This is a genomic window from Allofrancisella heilbronnii (assembly GCF_000710735.2).
Lineage (GTDB): Bacteria > Pseudomonadota > Gammaproteobacteria > Francisellales > Francisellaceae > Francisella > Francisella frigidaquae.
The window spans coordinates 1,113,268-1,134,721 of the sequence record NZ_CP144673.1; the positions used below are offsets into that span (position 1 = coordinate 1,113,268).

Consider the following 21,454-nt stretch of genomic DNA (forward strand, 5'->3'; position numbering starts at 1 on the left):
AAAATCTATTGTGTCATTATAAGCTAGGTGTAATAGCTTTGCAATCAATATACTTAGTACGTCGCTACTCTATAAGCTTATCTGAAACAACTTCTTGAGCTTCACTAAACCCTACACTTTCAGGGGATATCGGTGTGAATTGCACCGTTCCTGTAGCTGATTTTCTTGCTGATAATCTATAAAATGTATATAAACATAATAATGTACTGAATAAAGCTGTTATGATAAAAAAACCAAACGGGCCTACAAAATCCATAATATTAGAAATTATTATAGGTCCAATAACAGAACCAACTCCATATGCAATGGTTATTACGCCTATAGCTCCTAAAATTTCATGCTCATCTAAAAAATCACTAGCATGAGATATTGATAAAGGATACACCACAAAAGCACACCCACCAAATAAAAAGACTGCTATAAAAAATAATAAATGAGTTTTGTAAAATAGACAAATACAAACAGAAGTTATTATAAGCCCCAATGCTACTAATAATATAACTTTTCTACGATCGATCAAATCAGATAGCTTACCTATAGGAACTTGTAGTAACATCCCTCCTAAAATAGTCGTCATCATTAAAATTGAAAGCATATTATGCGTAATATCAACTCTAACTAAAAATATAGGGAGCAAAGTGTATATTGAGCCTAACAATGCACCCCCTATAACACTAGCTGCCATTGCAAGTGGTACTTTTTTTATAATTTTCATAGGGGAACAAACCTGCTCTGAATTAGGCACAGGTGCTACTGTTCCTGTAAACGCCATAAGTACAATAGCTATACTACATAGAGATGATATAAAACAATATGCTAGCAAATTTTCACTAAAATTAAAGTTTATCATTAGCTGAGAAAAAGCTTGTGTACCGTAATATACAAGTAGGTATATTGAAAACACTAACCCTCTATTTTTTTTATCAGACGATAAAATACACCAACTTTCTATAATTAGAAATAAAGCTGCTAAAGCATATCCACAAGTGAACCTAAAAAATACCCAAACAAAAATGCCCTTAAAAATACCAAGTATTAATGTACTTATAGCCATTAATGAAGCAAACAATACAAAAGCTCTAATATAACCTACTCTTGTAATTGTAAACTGAGAAAAATAAGAACCTGTAGTCATACCAAAAAAATATGCAGCCGATATAATCCCTATTATAAAATTAGATCTTCCAAGAGTATTAAGCTCGATCGAAGAAAAAGTAGTAAAAAAGCCGTTACCAAAAGATAGTACGCACATTGCTATAATTGGTGTCAAAATTAGAAAAAGTGTTTGCCTAACAGTCATTTAAATTAAATATTTTTTGCTTCTAATTGTAAATTATATAGAATGGTGATTTACAAGTTAAGTTAATTACGCAGATAAAATTTGTTTTTAGCAGGCTATAATAAATAACTTCTAATTTAAGTAAAGAATTTCTAGAACATATTTATTACCATTTTATTTCCTTAGTTTGCATTTTATTCATTTTCAACCAACTAATATAACCATAAAATGCATTAATTAAAGTTAAAGACCTAGTAATAACAACAGGAGTCAAAGCTAACGTAATTTCTTTACCTACTAAACCATCTAACCAAATCACAATTGTTAAAATATCTATAATAAGCCACAGCACCCACTGTTCAGCGTAAGATCTCACCATCAGTAAGAATGCTATTACAGAAACTACTCCCACCACAGAATCAGCTAATAAACCTATATTTTGCTCAAAAAGTTTGTATAAAATGAAATAGCCATATAAAGACGCACATATCGCGACTATAATTAAAATCGATAAAAACTGTTTTAAAGTCAATCGCCTAGCTTTTACTGTTGAGCTAGTATGCATATTCTCAGGGTCTGACCAGATGTACCAACCATAAAATTGCATTGGAGTAAAAAACAATATAAATAGCAAAAATTGTCCATATACCTGATTCTGTAAAGAAATAATAGCATATAAAAAGCAGCTAACTATACCTATAAAATAGTTTAAGAGTTTACCTTTTGCAACCAATATAAGGTTAATTATACTTAACAGTGAATATATAAAGATAATAGCCTCTGCTTGGGTTAAAATACTTGTTATACCTGTTAATAATATACAAACAAATAACCAAGTTATCTCTTTTTTACTCCAGCCGTCGAAGATATCTTCTTTTTTAAAATCTTTAAAACTAGCCAAGTATGTATATGTCTGAGTATAAAATTTCCTTAAAATTATGCTTAGCATTTTGGTTACCTTTTAATTATAAAACAATAGCTATAAAATTGTACAATTAAACAAAATCATTTACCATTAGTTCTATAGCACCATATAATTTTAGCTTAAAAAGTTTTTTCAAAAACTGCTATAGATTCAACATGCATAGTATGAGGAAACATATCCATTACTCCAGCATGTACTAGCTTGTATCCTTTTTGGTTAACTAAAATCCCAGCATCTCTAGCTAAAGTTGCTGTATCACATGATACATATACTATTTTTTGAACACCAAATTTTTCAATATTTTGGCAAACTTCCAAAGCTCCAGCTCTTGGTGGATCCAAAAGCATTTTATTATATTCAAAATTACTGAACCACTCTTTACCCTCGAAACTCTCAAATAAGTTAGCAGTATAAAACTTCACATTAAGAATACCGTTAGTATCTGCTGTCTGTATTGCTCGCTCAACCATAGCCTGTTCACCTTCTACACCTATAACAGATTTAGCATATTGTGATAGCGGAAAAGTAAAATTGCCTAAACCACAAAATAAATCAATAATTGAATCATCTTTTGATACGTCCAAAAGAGTTATAGCTCTTTGGATCATTTTTCTGTTTATGTCGCTATTTACTTGAGTAAAATCGTTTGGTTCAAAGTTTATTTTTATACCGTCAGCTGGTTGATAACTAAGTTGAGTTGGTGTTTGAGATTTTTCTGGATGCAACCTAAACACAGTGTCAGGTCCTTTTGACTGAAGATAAATCCAATAGTTATTTTCGTTACCAAATTTTTTTAATTTTTCAATATCTTCATTAGTGAATGGTTCTAAATGCCTAAAGATAATAGCTGTCCTATAATCATCTATAGCCACTTCTAGTTGAGCTATTTGCTGATAAATGGATAAACTTTCAACAAAGCTTGCTATATATGCTATCTGCTCACCCACTACAGGGTTTAGAACTACACATTTATCAATTTCTGCCAAAAATCTGCCATTACGTTCCCTAAAACCAACTAGGATTTTATTTTTCTTATTTACATAACGAACACCTAACCTAGCTTTATTTCGATATCCTTCCGTATTTTCCGTTTGTAACGGCGGTAAAATACTTTCAGGAACTACCCCTTGTCCAATATATTTTAGCTGGTTAAATAAGGTATTTTGTTTATGCTCGATTTGAGCTATAGGTGACATATGCTGTAGATTACAGCCTCCACAAGTTTCAAAATACTCACATTTAGGAGCGATTCTATCTGGTGATTTTTTAACAAACTCGATCACTCGACCTTCATCAAACTTAGTTTTTGAAAACGTATATTCAAATTTAACTATTTCAGTAGGGAGTGTAAAAGGTATAAAAGTGGTTTTACCATCAACCTTTGCTATACCTCTACCATCATGGCTTAAGGATATAATTTCAGCTTCAAAGATACCTTCTTTAAGCTTATTTTTTCTAGATCTTCCCATTTAGATTTTAGTTTAAAAAATTAATTAGAGCAATTTTATGTAATAAATTTAACAAATACAATCAAAGTTGGGCTTTTAATTATTAATAAAATATCTTGGGTTTAATATAGCTAAACTACTATAAAAACTAATTTACTGAATTGATTTGATATGTCTCATTATTACTGTTACTTTCGTTAGACCATGAATTAAGTTTAAAATAACTAAGCATTTTTTTGCAGTATTTTATAACGATATTAATACAGTAAAATCTTTGAATTTGTCGTGGTGGGTGCTGAGGGGTTCGAACCCCCGACCCTCGCCTTGTAAGGGCGATGCTCTCCCAGCTGAGCTAAGCACCCGACAAAAACATATTATATATATACTTTATAATAAGTCAATAATTTTTGGCTTATTTAATTATCCAACGATCTCACTTTTTAGTATTTCTTCTGCTGTAAGTTTTGATTCTGCAATTTCTCTTAATGCTAATACTGTTGCCTTCTCTTTTTTTTCATTTCCTGATTCAGTGTAGCCACTCTTTAAGATATTATTTGCACGCATAGAAGCTAATACTACTAAATCAAACCTTGTTTCTACTTTATCTAAACAATCTTCTACTGTTACTCTAGCCATAGTTTATACTCCTTTATTTTAGGACGTTTTATTTTAATAATTGTTTTACCTTATTGTAAACAATATCTATTACAGTTTTATTTTGTGCCCCATCGGGGATAATTATATCAGCTTTTCGTTTAGAAGGCTCAATAAACTTTATATGCATAGGTCTAACAGTATCTAAATACTGATTAACAATACAATCAACTGTTCTACCTCTTTCATTTTGGTCTCGTAATAATCGTCTTATAAAGCATAGATCTGATGGTGTATCCATATATACTTTAAAATCCATCATATTAAGTATCTCTGGATCGTTAAATAGCATAATGCCTTCTAATATTATAACGTTAACTCCACTTGTTACCCTCTCAGACATACAGCTAACCCGCGAATGAGTATTATAATCATAATATGGAACGTAAATATCTTCACCTTTTATTAATTTTACAAGATCTTTCTTTAAAAGTGCATGATCAAAAGCATCTGGATGATCGTAGTTAACTTTAGCTGCTTTTTCTTGACCAAGGATTGTACCCCAATCTTTATAGTATCTATCTTCAGAGATAACTGCTACTTTATCAAGATGGTGAGTTTCTAACATCTCAACTACAGCATTCGAAAAAAGTGTTTTCCCAGAACCAGAACCTCCTACGATACCCATTATAAAAACTTTATTTGACACTATATCTTACTTCCTTTCATAGCTGTATCTTAGGTTGAGATTTTACTAAAAAATCAAGTTCTTTCAATAACTTTAAAAACTCTTTTATTTTATACATTGGAAAAGAGTTTGGACCATCACTTTTTGCTTGATCAGGATTAGGATGTGTTTCCATAAATAAACCATCAATACCAACTGCAATAGCAGCTTTTGAAAGTATTGGCACAAACTCTCTTTGACCGCCAGAAGAACTACCTTGGCCACCTGGAAGTTGAACAGAATGTGTAGCGTCAAAAACCACTGGACAACCTGTAGACTTCATTATCTCAAGAGAACGCATATCTGAAACTAAATTATTATAACCAAAACTAACACCTCTTTCACAAACCATTATGTTTTCATTGCCTGTCGATTTTGCTTTAGCTACTACATGTTGCATATCCCAAGGTGCTAAAAACTGCCCTTTTTTAATATTTACTGGCTTATTTTGCTTACATACGTCTAATATAAAATTTGTCTGACGACATAAAAAAGCTGGAGTTTGCAAAACATCAACAACTTCTGCAACCTCCGCAAAAGGAGTATCCTCGTGTACGTCTGTCACAACTGGGACATTATAAACTTTTTTTACTTTAGATAGAATTTCAAGACCCTTATCAACCCCCAAGCCTCTAAAGCTGTCGATAGATGAGCGATTAGCTTTATCAAAGGATGACTTATAGACAAAATTAATACCTAACTCTTTTGTTACTTCTGTTAAGTACCCAGCTGTGTCCATAGCCATCTGCTCGGACTCTATTACACATGGACCAGACATTAAAAAAAATGGTTTGCCATTTCCAACTTCAAAATTAGCAATTTTCATAAAAATTCCAAACTAAGATTTAATAAAACATTATGAGTATGTATTATACAGAAAAAGATGAGCCACAACCACACGTAGTTTTCGCATTTGGATTTCTAATAACAAAGTATGCTCCCTCAACGTCATCCTTGTAGTCAACATCTGCCCCAACTAGATATTGGAAACTCATTGAATCAACTAAAAGTCTAACTCCATTTTTAGTAATAACAATATCGTCTTGCTTTATCTCATTATCAAATGCAAAAGCATACTGAAAACCAGAGCACCCTCCACCTGTTATATAAACTCTTAAGCTAAGAGAATCATCCCCCTCTTCTTCTATAAGTTCTTTAACTTTTAGAGAAGCTGCATCTGTAAAATTAATAGGATCAACGCTTTGAACTTCTGTACTCATAAAATTACCTTGCTACTAGAGAAAGTTTAACTCTACCATTTCTATCTATGTTTTGGGCTATAACTTCAAGACCTTGACCTTCAACTATAGAGTTTGATTTTACACCGGTTTGTTCGATATCCTGAAAAGATAGATAACCATCTTTATCGCCCATTAGATTAACAAACACTCCTGACTCTAAGATTTTAACAACTTTACCTTTATAAACCTGTCCTTCTTCGACCTCTGCCACAATAGCCTCTATTTCTCTAACTGCCATATCAAGAGAACTTTTATTTTTTGCAAAAACCTTAACTTCACCAGTATCGTTTGTATCAATTTGAGCACCTGTTCTTTCTATTATTGCTTTTATAGTAGAGCCACCGCGACCAACGATATCTTTTATTTTACTAGGATTAACGTTAAGTATATGAATTTGAGGAGCTGCAGATGAAACATCTTCTTTATGTTCTTTAATAACTTCATTCATTATACCTAAAATATGTAATCTACCGACTCTTGCTTGCTCTAAAGCTTGCTCTAAAATCTCTCTAGAAATACCTTTGATTTTGATATCCATCTGTAAAGCTGTGACACCATATCTAGTACCAGCAACTTTAAAGTCCATATCACCCAAATGGTCCTCATCTCCCAGAATATCAGATAAAACTGCGTATCTTGAACCATCCTTAATAAGTCCCATCGCAATACCAGCTACAGGCTCAGCTATAGGAACACCTGCATCCATCATCGAAAGCGATGAACCACACACAGTCGCCATAGAGCTTGAACCATTTGACTCTAATATTTCAGAGACAACCCTTACAACGTACGGGTAAACATCTTCATTAGGAAATACGGCATTAGTAGCACGTTTAGCAAGATTAGCATGACCAATTTCGCGGCGTTTTGGTGCCATTCCAACCATTCCACATTCACCAACACTATACGGTGGAAAATTATAATGAAGCATGTATCTAGCTTTTTCAACTCCATCTAAGCTTTCAACCAATTGCGCGTCTCTATCACTGCCTAACGTTGTAACTACAAGAGCTTGTGTTTCTCCACGAGTAAATAAAGCTGAGCCATGAGCGCCCGGTAAAACGCCAATTTTTACATTTATTGGACGAATTGTTTCTGTACATCTACCATCAATTCTTGGTTTACCATCAAGGATATTTGATCTTACTAGATCTTTTTCTATAGAATGAAATGCTTCTATAATTTCTTTTTCAGTATATTCATTGTTATCAACATCATTAGAAAAGACATGTTCTAACACATTCTTTCTAATCTCTGCTAATTTAATATTTCTATCTTGCTTAGAAGCTATTATATAAACATTCTTAATTTCACCAAAAAAATTAGATTTAATCTGTTCCTTAAGAACCTTATTAATTTGATGAACTGTATATTCTATACGCGGTTTAGAGGCTACTTTTACTAGCTTGTTAATAGATGAAATTATAGTTCTAAGATGCTTATGTCCATATAGGACTGCTCCTAACATTACACTTTCTGGTAAACTTCTTGCTTCAGACTCCACCATTAAAATAGCATCATCTGTACCAGAAACTACTAAATCAAGAGCTGATTCTTTTAAATCTTCTTTATTAGGGTTTAGAATATATTTACCATTAATGTAACCCACTCTAACACCAGCTATAACATCATCATAAGGTGCTCCAGATATAGCTAAAGAAGCAGACGCTCCAATTAAAGCCAGTATATCTGGTGAAAAACTGCCATCATAAGAAATAACCGTAGCTACTATCTGAATCTCATTAAAAAAACCATCTGGAAATAATGGTCTAATAGATCTATCAATAAGTCTTGAAATAAGAATTTGCTCCTCAGGGGGTCTAGCTTCTCTTCTTGTAAATCCTCCAGGAATTTTTCCAGCTGCATACGACTTTTCTAAGTAGTGTACAGAAAGAGGAAAAAAATCAGCTCCAGCTGCTACAGTTTTTTTGACTGTTGTAGTTACTAGTACAATATTCTTGCCGCAACTAACTACTACAGAACCATCTGCTTGACGAGCCATGCCACCAGTTTCTAAGGTGATTTTTTTATTTCCTAATTCAAAGACTTCTCTATATATTTTCACAGTTCAACCTTATGTTTTTGATATTTTTTAATATGTGATGAAGAAATTTTAGATGAATTACCGATTATTATCTACGTAGGTTTAGTTTGTCAATTAAGCTACGGTATCTTTCTACATCTTTATCATGAAGATAGTCTAACAATTTACGACGTTGACTAACTAATCTTAAAAGACCTCTTCTTGAGTGGTTATCTTTTTTATGTTTTGCAAAATGACCTTGAAGATCATTAATTCTAGCTGTTAAAAGTGCTACTTGAACCTCTGGTGAACCTGTATCACCTTCTGTTCTTTGATGTTCTTTTACTATATTTTGCTTATCTTGAGTTGTTAACATGATTATTTTCTCCGTTTGTTTCTAAATTAACATCTAGTAAACCGCACAAAGGAACAGTTTACCAATGGATAATTATATACTATTGGATAATAAAAACAAAGAACTACTTAGCAATCTTGTCTGGCTTGATACCTAAGATTTGTAAGCTACTTAATGCTATCTTAGCAAATATTGGAGCTGCTACTGCCCCACCACCATAGCTATCACCCTTTGGATTATCTATGGTAACTGCAATAGCTATCTGAGGATCACTTGCCGGTGCCATACCAATAAAACTTGCCAGATAATTTGCTCCATAAGTTCCTCCAGAAAGCTTACGTGCTGTACCAGTTTTACCTGCAACATGATAAAGGGGAATTTCTGCTTTTGAACCAGTACCACCAAGATCTTCTACTACAGATTGCATCATACTTATCATTTCTTGCGCAACCTTATCTGAAACTATAGAACTAGTATCTACAACATCCTCAGACCTTCTTTTAAGTATAGTAGGCTTTATATACTCTCCATTATTTGCTATTGCTGTTGTTGCTGCTACAAGTTGTAAATCTGTAGCGTTCATACCATAACCAAAAGATAAGGTTGCTAATTGAAAATCTCCCCACTTCTCTTTAATTGGCACAAAACCATCTCTTTCGCCAGGAAGCTCTATGCCTGTCTTACTTCCAAATCCAAAATTTCTCAAAGAAGGTTCTAATATAGTAGGTTCTTCTAATCCCAGGATAAGCTTAGAAATACCAACGTTGCTAGATTTCATTAAAATATGTCTTAAGTCAATATCACCATAATCCCTAGAGTCCCTTACTGTGTTTTTACCTATACGATAATATCCTGGATGGGTATCTACTACAGGCTCCTCAGACGTAACATCAACACCATAAGTAAGAGCTGTTGCTGCAGCAAATGCTTTCATAACAGAACCAAGCTCATAAACATCTGTAACAGCCCTATTTCTACGACTATCAGGATAGGCATCTGCCATTGTGTTAGGATTATAAGATGGATAGTTAGCCATTGCTAATATCTCGCCCGTACGAATATCTTCTATAATAACTGAACCGGCATCAGAGTTTGTCTGTATCACTCCCTCTTTTAGGTATTTATAAGCTACATATTGCAATCTTGAATCTATACTTAACTGCAAATTATTACCGTTTCTTGATTCTATAAACTTATCCTCAACCTTAGACGCAACTCCACCTTTTAAATCTTTCTTATATTCAAAATAACCATTTTCACCTGTAAGAAATTTATTAAATTGAAGCTCTAAGCCTTCTTGACCCTTACCGTCAACATTTGTAAAACCTATAATATGTGCTGCTACTTCTGCTAATGGATAATAACGTTTAAATTCACGTATCACATGAATACCTGTTATGTCTAAATCTTTAATCTGCTGAGAAAGATATGGCTGAACTTTCCTTTTTATATATACAAACCCGCTCCTGCCTTCCCTAACTTTAACTTGGTTTCTTACCTTATCTTGCTCTTTTTGTGATAAATCCAAAATATTCATTATTTTTTGTAACTTTGGATCCGACGATTTTATATAGTAAGGGTCCACCCAAATAGTATCAACGGGGGTGCTTATTGCTAGAGGATTACCATTTCTATCTAAAATAATACCTCGGTAAGCCTTAATGTCTATACCTCTATCACTACGATTATCACCTTCTTGCTTTAATTTCTGGTGCTGCGCTGTCTCCATATACACAAGCTTAAAAAACAAAAATAAAAAGCTAAATATCAAAAGAATTAAAATGACTAAATGCCTTAGTTTATGACGGTAACTACTCATCAACACCCTCATTTAAAAATTTGATATCGTTTTTTGTTGGCAAAGACATATGTTCTTTTTGTGCAAAATTCTCAACAACCGTGGGTGTAGCTAGAGAACTATACTCTAAAACTATTTGGCTCCATTGTTCATCCAATTTTGTTTTTTCTACGATCAATTCTTTTTGTTCATTAAGTTGTATCTTATATTCAAAGCGTAAAACTATCAAACTAAAAGCTGTAACAAGTAAAAGAAATAAAAGCACGAATGATATAGCAACTGTTTTCCTAAAAAAACTATTTCTAAGAGATTCAAAAAGCCTTATCCTGATTTGCCGGTTTGTTAGCATCATAACTTTTCTACCACCCTCAAAATAGCACTTCTTGAGCGTATATTTTTGTCTAATTCATTTTCAGTTGCCTTTGCTTTCTTAACTACCCACTGTAGTTTTTTTAGACCCTCATCTTGTGGAAGCATACGGCTAATTCTGTTAATTTCTACTTTAGGATTTGTCAAGTTAGTAAACTTTTGTTTTACTATTCTATCTTCTAATGAGTGAAAAGATATAGCTGCTAATCTACCACCTACTCTCAAAATATCTAGTATATTATCTAATAAAATTTCTAAATCTTTAAGCTCATTATTAACGTATATACGCAACGCTTGAAAGCATCTAGTAGCTGGATTTTTCTTTTCTCTTTGACCAATCGTTTTTCTTATAAATTCAGCTAGCTCAGTAGTAGTGTTAATAGAGCCATTTACGCTTATATACTCTTTAATTTTCATCGCTATTTTTTTGGCAAATCTCTCTTCACCATAGACTTTAAAAATATATGCTAGCTCTTCTACTGTTAAAGTTTCCAAGACTTCGTTAGCTGTTTGTCCCTGAGTGGTGTCCATACGCATATCTAAAGGACCATCATGCATAAAACTAAACCCTCGGTTAGCATTATCTAGCTGAGGGGAAGAAACCCCCAAATCCATAATAATTCCATCTATCTTACCAAGAAGATCTTGTTTATAGCAATAAGCATATATATTTGTAAAACTAGAATGAACCACCTTAAAATTATTGTATTTATAAAAATTATTTTTAGCATACTCTATAGCTTCTATATCTTTGTCAAAAGCTATTAAACTTCCTGTAGTTAACTTATCTAAAATAGCTTTAGAGTGCCCACCTCTACCAAAAGTAGCATCGATATAGATTCCTTGAGGATTAATATTTAAAGCTTCTATAGATTCCTGCAATAATACTGAAAAATGCATTCTAAACCTTAAGTAGTTCATTAGTGAGTTTTTTTGCCCTAGAAAAATCAGTTTTTCCTGAGCCAAGCTTTGGTATAGCTATTAATTTAAAATAATTTGATGGTTTATACAGATTCTCTATCTTTGACTGCCTTACTATATCTTTAAGCTGATTAGGTTCGAGTTCTTCTAAGGTATAAAGTAAATTAATAATCTCACCACGTTTAGAGTCATTTGTAGCTACAGCTAAGACCTCAAAGTCCATTTCTTGAGAATCATAACCTTTTCCACGCAAAGCATCATAAATCTGCTGCTCTAATAGTCCTAAACTAATCATTTCACCTGCCACTTTAGCAAATCGTGAATACCTATCAACAACCGTTAGATAGCCCTCACCATCAATCTTACCTTTATCACCAGTTATATACCAAGTGTGCCCATACTTATCTATCATGACTTCTTTAGTTTTGATAGGATCATTAAGGTAATAATCCATCTTATTAACACCTCGATAAATAATCATACCTTCTATACCTAACGGTAGCTCCTCATGTGATTCTGGATGAATTATTTTAAACTGTCCTCCAGGAACCGTTAAGCCAACTGTGCCAATTTTATTTGGAGCTTTTGTTGGTCTATTAACTGCAGCAACTGGTGATAATTCTGTAGTACCGTACCCTTCATTAATAACTTTACCGAATTTAGCCTCAAACATCGAACGAACTTCTTTAGAAAGCTTCTCTGCTCCTGTAATTATAAGTCTTAGTGTAGCAAAGTCTTCTTTTTTAACTGACTTATTTTTAGTATAAATTCTCAAAAAAGTCGGCGTTGCACATAGCACTGTGGCTTTATTTTCTTTAATCAAATTTGCAACTCCCTTAGCGTCTGTAGGGTCAGGATGACAAGAAATGAATCCACCTTGGAAAAAAGAAACCAAGGAAATAGTTAAACCAAAAGCATGGAATATAGGTAGCACTCCAGCAACCGAGTCGGTTTCCCTACATTCAATAACTAAAGTACTTTGGTAAACATTTGCTAGTAAATTTTTGTGTTTAATAGCTATTCCTTTAGGTACGCCTTCGCTTCCGCTACTAAAAATAATAAATGCCAGATCATCAAGCTTAGTAGGTTTAATGTACTTTTTAACAAGTAAACTTGGAGAAAACAATTTGACTTCCAAAAATGTTTTTATAGATTCAAACTTTGATATTTGCCCTTTTATATCTTCTAGATACAAAATTTTACACATAGAGAAAACGTCTTCAACAAAAAAACCTTTATGTTTGAGCTTTTCAACAAATGCTCTAGAGGTTATTATCGTTTTGATTCCAGCACTTGTTATAGCATGCCTTAGAGACTCTTCTGAAGCAGTATAGTTAAGGTTAACTATTGTTTTTGCGCTTATAAGTAAAGATAAAATTGCTAAATAACCACCCGCACTAGTTGGCAGACAAATACCTACATTTTCTTCTTTAGAAAGAAATGTTTTGAATTTTTTGGCCATAAGTATAGAAGCAGTTACGAATTTATAACCGTTTAAGCAAACTCCCGTAGTATCACTTACAACCTTATTATTTTTAGCGTTTAACATTTGTCTAAACCATATTTCAGCTGGTGATTTAAGCAAACATAGATACTTTTCCCAAGTTCTTACTGATAAATCATCAAACTCTTCTATTAGTGTTTTTAAACTTTTTAACTCTGTAATATCAAAGAAAACCTGCCTATCTAAATTTTTACGTTGTGAATAATAAGGCATTTCTGGACCACAAATAAATAATATAAACCTATTTTTATCTTGGTCAATCTGGGATATAAAATTATTTTTTACAAAAAGTAAACTATTATGGTCCCAAAAACTAATATGGTTAATATAAGATATATTATTTCTACTGAGTAGTCTCTCAAATCCTTTTGCTCTATTATCAAAATCATCTAGCACTGTTATATGCATATCTGGTAAATAGGTTTTAAGTGCCAACACTGAAACTATCGAGGTATCGTTAGCAATAACAATAGAAGTTTCTTTGAGCTTTTTAAAGTCTATATCCTGGTTACAACTATAAATATATTTTTGATTTAACCTTTTATGTATAGAGGATTTCAGCTGACTTAATTGCATATTTCTCCCATATTACTCGCAAACTAACCATCGCTAATATGTTATCATATAGTAATCCTAATTTTTATAACTAATGTGGATTTTATGCCAGAGTTACCTGAGGTAGAAACTGTAAAAAAAGGTTTATTAGATAGCGTAATTAACCATGCTATTAAAAATATACAGATAAATACGGAAAAGTTAAGGTATCCTCTTGATAAAGTAGCGTTAGGTAAATTAAAAAACAAACAAATAAAAGACGTACAAAGAAGAGGCAAGCATTTAATAGTTTTTTTAGAAAAGAATCTGCAATTAATAATCCATTTAGGTATGTCCGGAGTAATTAAGATTAAAAACTCTTCAACCTATACTGTAATTAAGCATGATCATATTATTTTAGATTTAAATAATCAACTAAGTCTAATATATAATGACCCACGTAAGTTTGGCTATTGGTTAATCAATGAGACTCTATTTCCATTAGAACATCAAGTTTTAGCATCTCATGGTGTAGAGCCTTTAACAGCTGACTTTAACTGTGATTACCTACTTTCAAAGCTAGCAAAAACCTCACGAAAAATAAAACAAACTATTATGGATAATGGTATTGTAGTAGGTGTAGGTAATATTTACGCTTCAGAAGCTCTTTTTGATAGTCGTATACTTCCAACCAGAAAATCAAATACTATCACAAAAAAAGAAGCTAACAGACTAGTAATTTCTATTAAAAAAATCCTTGAAAAAGCTATAAAAGAAGGTGGAACAACCCTTAAGGATTATAAGAACACAGAAGGTAAACCCGGGTACTTTACCCAACAACTGAATGTTTACGGCAGAGTTAAACAGCCTTGTTATACTTGTAAAACAGAAATACAAAGCTTAGTCATAGGACAAAGAAATACTTTTTTTTGTAAGAAATGTCAGAAATAGCCCTAAATAATCTTCCATGAAAAGCCTTCAAAGCCATATATGATGGTATTTTGATAACAAAATAAGTAAATAGATCCCAAGAAATTAGAAGTAGTACTATCAAAACCTTGCAAATTTACGTTATATAACTAATAGGTAAAGGATAAAACACAGTAATACCAATCCAATTATAAATTGAAATATATATTCTAATCTCTAGTACATATAAATTTAACTTATTTTAATGAATTTTTTATTTTAAAAAGTTTAATATATTATATAATAATATTTAAGTTATTTAATAAAAAATAATTTATTATGAGTTACATTGAAGCGCTTGCTTATATACATGAATATATAAAGACTCCTTCTATGCCAAAGAAACTAGGATACTTGCAAAAGCTATTGTTGTGTCGTAAGCAATATCGTCTTAAGGTCTTAAATAATAAGGAAAATTTAGAGTATATAAAAAAAGTTGAAGGATCATATCGCATACTTTTAATGGCTGCATTAATAGGAGATTTAATTACTTGGAGAAAAGGAACACAATTTGATGTAGGTTCTAAATATATGTCTCTTGAAGAAAAGTTTCATGGATTATCTGCTACAATAAGTTTACAAGCTAATTGCTGGGATGCGGTATATCTAGCAGAATTCTATATTGATTTAAAGCTAGGTGATATTTCTCAACAGTCGCATATTTATTCGAAGTTTCTTATGACAAAAATGCTTCCATGGGGTAATGAAAGATATTTACACTCTATAATGGGTAACTCAGTAGGTGAGTTTCTTATATCAGATGAGAATTATCTTACAGAAATTGATCTAAATTCTGTAAAGGATCTAATCCCTGGTAGTTTTTTAATAATCAATGATGTAGATCATGTGGCATTAACTATAACAAATGGATATATAATAGATAATCGTTCAAAAGATGGGTTTAAAATACGTACTATCAAAGAGTTAGCGAAAGCATATGAAATTAAGAAATTATATGCAATTACTGTGGAGGATTTTAGATCAATGCTAGATGAACAACATACTTTTAGTAATACTATGATAAGTAACATAACTGCTAACCACTTCAGTTTCACTGGGATGGATAAGAAAAACCCTTTTAAAAAATAGACTTTTTTATTTAGGTTCCATGAACACAATTTTATCTAGGCTAAATAAAAGTACCAGCAAGAGCAATGAACTAGTAGACCATAGAAAAGCTATGTCAGTTTTGTCAAATCTATAGAAAAATTTCTAAAGTATTTAATATATTAAAATAATAAATTTTTATGTATAATTTAACAAAAATACAACTCTTATTATAAGTTAAATAATAAACTACTGGTTTGAAATGGCTATTAACCAAAGGCATAAGTATGGAAAGTAATTTTATTCATTTTTATTGGGCTGGCCCAGAAGGGAAAGATGTCCCGCATTTTGTATATAAAAATCTTAATATTTGGGCTAAACATTTATACACTTCTAAAAGTCTGTTCATACCTATTCTATGGTGTAATGAAGCTGTTTACAAAACTTTAAAATCTCAAAATAAAATAGCTAATATCACTAGTTGTTTAACAAACATTTCTTTACCTACGACAGGGAATTCTGGTTTATTTATTGGTAATGATATTAATCACTACAAAAGTGGACGCCAGACTTCGTATAAAAATTTTTATTCATTGTTACCTAAAAAAACAGAAGCTTTCTACGGCTTAAATTATAAATATAGCTACGAGAGTCATAAGGGTTTCAAAGAAAAGTTCGCAGATAAGGAAAAATGGGTCTTAAAAAAAGAAGTAGAAGATAGGTTTAAATGTATCCCTGCAATAGTAGTTAACTTTGAAAGTTACTTATACAATTTAGGCGAGACTGACGTTGAAACGGAAAATTTTAGATTTCTATTAAAAGTTTATAAATTATACAATAAACCATATTTCTATGCTTTTGTAAAAGATACTTATAACGTTCATTTTCTTGCTAACTTTGGAGGTTTATATTTTGATATAGATTTTCTACCATTAAAAGAAGATTTTTTTAAATCGATGAACCAAATAAGAACAGAAAAGTATAATAATTCTTCATTAAACCTAATCACTTCTGAATTAAGGGATAAAAAATTTCAAAATCGGCAAAACTTTACTTTCGTATTGCTTAAATACTGTGATATAAGTGACGAGTCTAAGGAAGTTAACATAAGCAGAATAAGTGCCCTTAGTAAACTTAAGTATAGTGAAATAGATTCAATAGCTTCATATGATGTGGGGTTTCAAATTTGCCTTGAACCTGTAAAAAGAAAAAATTTTTACATTCCATATACACTCCTTAGCATAACAGAACAATTTAAAAGTGACTATGCTAACTACGAAAAGAATGTTAAAGAATACAAAGAAAAAACTCGAAAAATATTTCCAAGTGGCTTATTTCAAGATAATAAATACAGTGGTTATGAGGGTGTAAATGAGCTACAGAAAAAAATAAATAAACAAAATTTGAGAAAATACAGTAGTTATTTTAAAAGTGATGCGTATCCTGAACAATACTTTGAAGATTTATATAGCTTAGGCAGTATACCAGCATATGATTTAGTACATTATAGTACAAAACCTTTACTTGATGTAACTAAAACCGTTACAAAAGGTCTTTATGATATTGTTACATTTAAGGCCCCATATAATTACCTTTGTAGAAACCAAGAGTTTATAACAATAGATCAAAATTATAAAATGTTATACCTCCATTTGTTTTGGAATAAATTTACTCGTATTTATATATACACTCCATCAACACTTATATACACAGGTTATGAAAAAATGAATAACTTTTTTAAAATAGCTGATTGCGTGAAAGATCATTTTTCAAGAAGAAGAAGGCAAAAACTGTTTCAGCAATTAAATAACTCTGGTATACAAGAAATTGCAAATACTAACTTTAAAATATTAAAAATTCCAAATGCCAATATTATATTACACCGCGATAAATGGTTAAATCCAGACGTATACCAAACTTATGATAGTGTGCATTCTGGTAGTACTCAAATTAAAAACTATTTTCTGAGAATTTCTAATCTAAATGGAAGAAAAATCGAGATCATAATAAATGACATCGCTAAATACGATATAAAATTTTATGACAACCTAGATAACCTACTATATCAAATAGAAAAAGTTGAGCATTTTAAAATGTTATCACATAATTCTAATTCTAGAATCGCAATAGAATATAAAAAGCACAATGATAATGAATATAGATTCGTGGATATACACCACTTATCAACTGCAACAAAATGGTTAACAATGAATAAAGCGTACACTCATCAAAAGTTTATCCAAAAGTTTGACTATTTGATAAACAGATCTATGTCTCTGATTTAAAATATTTCACTTTAAACGTCTAAATTAACAACGTTCAAAGCATTTGACTCAATAAACTCTCTGCGGGGTTCTACCTCATCTCCCATCAACGTAGTAAACAAGGCATCAGCTTCCACAGCATCAGCTATAGATACTTGCAGCAAAACTCTATTTTCAGGATCCATAGTAGTTTCCCAAAGCTGTTCTGGGTTCATCTCACCAAGACCTTTATAGCGTTGGACATCATGACCTTTTCTTGCCTCTTTTAATAGCCAATCTATAGCAGCCTCAAAGTCATCAACATACTCTTTACGTCCACCTCTTTCAACATACGCTCCTTTAAATGGTATATCTGATAGAACCTCACCATAGCTAATTAAATATTCGTAATCTTTAGTCATAAAAAAATTATTTTTGACAATATAATCTGTATCGTAACCATTTATATAATGGTTAACACCGTATGAAATCCTTTCTTGACCTTCTGCATCAATATATTTGGATTCTATTAGTTTAAATCTTTCATAAGACAATGCTTTTTGATTACATTTATCAACGATAGCATTCCACCATATTGAAATATCTTCATCGCTACATTTAGGGCTATATGACATTACTCTAAGTAATTTTTCTGGATAAATCTTAGCGTATTTTTTTATTACCTTTTCAGACTTTTGGTATAATTCATAATAATTAGCCAATACTTGCCCAGAAATAGCATTACCGCCATCAAGATATATAACAGCATTTTCAAGACCTATGTTACCAAGGTATTCTGCTAATGCATCCTCATCTTTGAGATAAGTTTCTTGTTTGCCACGTTTTACTTTGTATAAAGGAGGTTGGGCAATGTATAAATAACCCCTTCTAATCAGCTCTGGCATTTGTCTATAAAAGAATGTCAAAAGTAATGTTCTAATGTGAGATCCATCAACATCAGCATCGGTCATAAGGATAATTTTATGGTATCTCGTTTTATCTGGATTATAATCATCTACACCAATACCACACCCTAAGGCCTTAATTAGAGTACCTACTTCTTGCGAGCCAAGCATTTTATCAAATCGTGCTTTCTCTACATTTAATATTTTACCTTTAAGAGGTAATATAGCTTGGGATTTACGATCACGAGCTTGCTTAGCAGATCCGCCTGCAGAGTCTCCCTCTACTAGGTATAACTCAGACAAAGCAGGGTCTTTTTCTTGACAATCTGCTAGCTTTCCTGGCAAACCAGCTATATCTAAAGCACCTTTACGGCGTGTCATATCACGAGCTTTTCTGGCAGCTTCACGAGCTTTTGCTGAATCTAAAATTTTTTCACAAATTATTTTAGCCTCTTTAGGATTTTCTAATAAAAATTCCTGAAGCTTTTCATTTACTAATGATTCAACAGCTGACTTAACGTCCGAAGAGACTAATTTTTCTTTTGTCTGAGATGAAAATTTTGGATCAGGAACCTTAACTGATAATACAGCTGCTAAACCTTCTCTTGCATCATCACCCGTTAGGTTTACTTTAAGCTTTTTATTCAAGCCCTCTGTTTCGATATAGTTATTCATAGTTCTAGTAACAGCTGCTTTTAAGCCAGATAAGTGAGTACCTCCATCACGCTGGGGAATATTATTGGTAAAGCAAAATATAGATTCTGTGTATGAATCATTCCACTGCAAAGCTAATTCAACTTGGATATCATCTTTTATACCATTTACAGCAATCACATTTTCATGTATAGGTTTCTTGCTTTTATTTAAATATTGAACAAAAGCTATGATTCCACCATCATATTTGAAAATTTCTGATCTATCGTTGATTTTGTCAATCAACTCAATTTTAACTCCAGAATTAAGAAAAGATAATTCTCTAATCCTTTTCATTAATATGTCATAATCAAAATCCACAAATGAAAAGGTCTCTTTGCTTGGCTTAAAAGTTATTGTAGTACCTGTTTTTGTAGTTAGACCAACCTCTTTTAATGGAAATTGTGGCACACCATGAACGTATTCTTGAAAGTGCTCTATACCATTTCTATAAATAGTTAATTTTAAATTTTCTGATAGCGCATTAACCACAGAAACACCAACACCATGTAACCCACCAGATACTTTATAAGAGTTATCATCAAACTTACCGCCAGCATGTAACACTGTTAAAATAACTTCAGCTGCTGAACGCCCTTCTTCTTTATGTATATCTGTAGGTATACCTCTACCGTTATCAGATACTGATACAGAACCATCAGCATTTATGATTACCTTAATGTCATCACAATGTCCAGCTAATGCTTCATCAATAGCATTATCAACAACTTCAAAAACCATATGGTGTAAACCACTACCATCATCTGTATCACCTATATACATTCCAGGTCTTTTTCTTACAGCATCTAAACCCTTAAGTACCTTAATACTCGATGAATCATAAGTTTTGTTTTCTGACATTAATAAGCTCCAAAAAATTTCTCGGTATTCTAAACATAACTAGTTAAGATTATAACACAAATAAATATTTATATTAATTGATTATAATTGTTGTTATTTTTATATCTAACCCAAACGGGTTTTCATTTAAAAAAAAGGTGCTAATATAGATAAGTAAGTTTGGATACTTTACCTAAAAAGTGATTATTTTGAGCAACAAAAGCAAAAATATCCTAATTATAGTGGTTATTTTTTTTACCATATCGGTAAGCTTTTTATTAGGAAGGTTAACTAGTCCCATAGCAACAAAATCAATTCGTGAAAATGAATTAAAGATTCTAGAAAAAGGTAAAGTTTCTCAAACTCCTGAGAATAGCATAAACTGTCGTCCTGGTATAAATACTAAGGTGGATAATTATGTAATTGGTTATGGTAGCCTTATGAACAAAGACTCAAGAGGATTAACAATACCAAATTCTGAATATGCTCCTCCTGTACTAGTAAATGGTTTTGAGAGAATTTGGGCTTCTCGTGGTGAAAAATCTAGAGCAACGTTTTTATTAGCCATACCAAATAAAGGTTATACTATGAATGCTATTTACTACAAAGCTTCTGCTAATGATATATTAGCTACAGATTTGCGTGAAGCTTCATACTGTAGAGTTAAAATCCCGCGTAAAGATATTTTACCACTAGGTGTTAAAAGTTTACCTAAGGGTAACTTTTGGATGTATGTTAAAGACTTTAAAGACGCTGAATTTCCCAACAAAGATTTCCCTATATTACAAACTTATGCTGACGTATTTATGACAGGATGTTTGCAAACACAAGCTGCTTATCGTCTTAGTGAATTTGGACAACTATGTTTTGACACTACTTATAATTGGGATCTAGCAAACTGGCTGTATGATAGACCGAACCCTCAATACGCACGGTATTCTGCAGATACAGAAAAATACCGTTCAAAAATAGACCAAATCATCAAACGAATCGATTATAATGATGATTTAATAAAAAAACGTCAAGCACTTTAAAATTT

The 21,454-nt window shown here is 31.9% G+C and carries 18 protein-coding genes and 1 tRNA gene; 4 read left to right on the forward strand and 15 right to left on the reverse strand.

From position 1 onward, the window contains the following. Positions 1-64: 64 nt before the first annotated feature. From FRA_RS05185 to migR, 14 genes are all read right to left on the reverse strand, one after another. A complete protein-coding gene (locus tag FRA_RS05185) occupies positions 65-1,300 on the reverse strand; it encodes an MFS transporter (protein WP_035719584.1) in 1,236 nt (411 codons plus the stop codon). A 145-nt stretch (positions 1,301-1,445) separates the two neighbouring features. Further along, a complete protein-coding gene (pnuC, locus tag FRA_RS05190) occupies positions 1,446-2,228 on the reverse strand; it encodes a nicotinamide riboside transporter PnuC (RefSeq protein ID WP_081835920.1) in 783 nt (260 codons plus the stop codon). A gap of 95 nt (positions 2,229-2,323) precedes the next feature. Then, positions 2,324-3,673, reverse strand: coding sequence for a 23S rRNA (uracil(1939)-C(5))-methyltransferase RlmD (gene rlmD / locus FRA_RS05195; protein ID WP_035719585.1), 1,350 nt, complete (start codon positions 3,671-3,673; stop codon positions 2,324-2,326). A 265-nt stretch (positions 3,674-3,938) separates the two neighbouring features. Then, a tRNA-Val gene (locus FRA_RS05200) sits at positions 3,939-4,014 on the reverse strand. Between the two features lie 58 nt (positions 4,015-4,072). After that, positions 4,073-4,288: a DNA-directed RNA polymerase subunit omega gene (gene rpoZ, locus FRA_RS05205; protein ID WP_035719587.1), complete on the reverse strand. Its 216-nt coding sequence runs from the start codon at positions 4,286-4,288 to the stop codon at positions 4,073-4,075. 28 nt (positions 4,289-4,316) lie between these two features. Continuing rightward, a complete protein-coding gene (udk, locus tag FRA_RS05210; protein ID WP_035719588.1) occupies positions 4,317-4,955 on the reverse strand; it encodes a uridine kinase in 639 nt (212 codons plus the stop codon). Positions 4,956-4,971: 16 nt separating this feature from the next. Further along, on the reverse strand, positions 4,972-5,799 hold the full coding sequence (gene kdsA, locus FRA_RS05215) for a 3-deoxy-8-phosphooctulonate synthase (protein ID WP_035719589.1): 828 nt from the start codon (positions 5,797-5,799) through the stop codon (positions 4,972-4,974). A 43-nt stretch (positions 5,800-5,842) separates the two neighbouring features. After that, positions 5,843-6,193 carry an iron-sulfur cluster insertion protein ErpA gene (gene erpA / locus FRA_RS05220; protein ID WP_035719590.1) on the reverse strand — a complete coding sequence of 117 codons (351 nt, stop codon included), beginning with the start codon at positions 6,191-6,193 and terminating at the stop codon, positions 5,843-5,845. Positions 6,194-6,197: 4 nt separating this feature from the next. Continuing rightward, positions 6,198-8,279: a polyribonucleotide nucleotidyltransferase gene (gene pnp, locus FRA_RS05225; protein WP_035719593.1), complete on the reverse strand. Its 2,082-nt coding sequence runs from the start codon at positions 8,277-8,279 to the stop codon at positions 6,198-6,200. Positions 8,280-8,346: 67 nt separating this feature from the next. Continuing rightward, positions 8,347-8,613, reverse strand: a complete 267-nt coding sequence (gene rpsO, locus FRA_RS05230) for a 30S ribosomal protein S15 (RefSeq protein WP_081835921.1) — start codon at positions 8,611-8,613, stop codon at positions 8,347-8,349. Between the two features lie 103 nt (positions 8,614-8,716). Beyond that, positions 8,717-10,411, reverse strand: a complete 1,695-nt coding sequence (locus FRA_RS05235; RefSeq protein WP_035719604.1) for a peptidoglycan D,D-transpeptidase FtsI family protein — start codon at positions 10,409-10,411, stop codon at positions 8,717-8,719. Then, the gene (gene ftsL / locus FRA_RS05240; protein ID WP_035719606.1) at positions 10,404-10,742 is read right to left on the reverse strand and encodes a cell division protein FtsL; all 339 of its coding nucleotides are present in this window, start codon (positions 10,740-10,742) and stop codon (positions 10,404-10,406) included. Before ftsL ends, FRA_RS05235 begins: the two co-directional genes overlap by 8 nt. Then, complete coding sequence (rsmH, locus tag FRA_RS05245) at positions 10,739-11,659, reverse strand: 16S rRNA (cytosine(1402)-N(4))-methyltransferase RsmH (RefSeq protein WP_035719709.1); 921 nt, start codon at positions 11,657-11,659, stop codon at positions 10,739-10,741. The genes ftsL and rsmH overlap by 4 nt, the downstream gene beginning before the upstream one ends. Position 11,660: 1 nt before the next feature. Further along, positions 11,661-13,760, reverse strand: a complete 2,100-nt coding sequence (gene migR / locus FRA_RS05250; protein ID WP_035719608.1) for an iglABCD operon regulator MigR — start codon at positions 13,758-13,760, stop codon at positions 11,661-11,663. 84 nt (positions 13,761-13,844) lie between these two features. Between migR and mutM the strand changes: the two genes are divergently transcribed. The 3 genes from mutM to FRA_RS05265 all read left to right on the forward strand — a co-directional run bounded on the left by mutM (position 13,845) and on the right by FRA_RS05265 (position 18,019). Continuing rightward, positions 13,845-14,669, forward strand: coding sequence for a bifunctional DNA-formamidopyrimidine glycosylase/DNA-(apurinic or apyrimidinic site) lyase (gene mutM / locus FRA_RS05255; protein WP_035719616.1), 825 nt, complete (start codon positions 13,845-13,847; stop codon positions 14,667-14,669). 297 nt (positions 14,670-14,966) lie between these two features. Then, positions 14,967-15,776, forward strand: a complete 810-nt coding sequence (locus FRA_RS05260; RefSeq protein ID WP_464110822.1) for a hypothetical protein — start codon at positions 14,967-14,969, stop codon at positions 15,774-15,776. Between the two features lie 245 nt (positions 15,777-16,021). Then, the gene (locus FRA_RS05265; protein ID WP_035719619.1) at positions 16,022-18,019 is read left to right on the forward strand and encodes a hypothetical protein; all 1,998 of its coding nucleotides are present in this window, start codon (positions 16,022-16,024) and stop codon (positions 18,017-18,019) included. A gap of 11 nt (positions 18,020-18,030) precedes the next feature. Here FRA_RS05265 and gyrB read toward each other — a convergent pair whose 3' ends face one another. Beyond that, positions 18,031-20,436, reverse strand: a complete 2,406-nt coding sequence (gene gyrB, locus FRA_RS05270) for a DNA topoisomerase (ATP-hydrolyzing) subunit B (RefSeq protein ID WP_035719621.1) — start codon at positions 20,434-20,436, stop codon at positions 18,031-18,033. A 188-nt stretch (positions 20,437-20,624) separates the two neighbouring features. Here gyrB and chaC point away from each other — a divergent pair, with 188 nt between their 5' ends. Further along, positions 20,625-21,449: a gamma-glutamylcyclotransferase ChaC gene (chaC, locus tag FRA_RS05275; RefSeq protein WP_035719623.1), complete on the forward strand. Its 825-nt coding sequence runs from the start codon at positions 20,625-20,627 to the stop codon at positions 21,447-21,449. The last annotated feature ends 5 nt before the right edge of the window (positions 21,450-21,454 follow it).